General features: G+C 37.2%; 1 pseudogene. It reads left to right on the top strand.

The features are described from left to right. Positions 1 to 454 (top strand): annotated as a pseudogene (locus CYP43_RS03875) (periplasmic nitrate reductase subunit alpha); the annotation flags it as partial.

Genomic DNA, 454 nt, shown 5'->3' with positions numbered 1-454 from the left:
CTAACGAAGAGGCTAAGAAATTTAGCGCAAACGATCCTATTAGGTAAAACTACGACAATACAGAAGGATTTTGCGATAGCAGAAGAGTGATCGGTTCAGATGGCAAAGAAGTTAAAGGATATGGATTTTTCGTTCACAAATATCTTTGTGAAGAGTATAGAAAATTTGGCGTTGGACATGGTCACGACCTAGCCGATTTTGACACATACCATAAGGTAAGAGGTCTTAGATGGCCAGGAGTTGATGGTAAAGAGACTCAGTGGAGATTTATTACTAAATTTGACCCATACGCTAAAAAAGCTGCTCCAAATGAGAAAGTTGCATTTTATGGCAACAAAAATGCAGCACTTCCAAAAGGTGATCTAAAAGGAGATAAAAATAAAGATAAAACATCACTTGCAAATAAAGCAAAAATTTTCTTAGGCCCTTATATGGACCCATGCGAGATGCAAAA

Origin of the sequence: Campylobacter concisus (genome assembly GCF_002913045.1) — a bacterium.
In the GTDB taxonomy this organism is placed as follows: Bacteria; Campylobacterota; Campylobacteria; order Campylobacterales; family Campylobacteraceae; genus Campylobacter_A; species Campylobacter_A concisus_AP.
The sequence above is the reverse complement of the archived record's forward strand: the minus strand, read 5'-3'. Positions and strand labels throughout refer to the sequence as shown.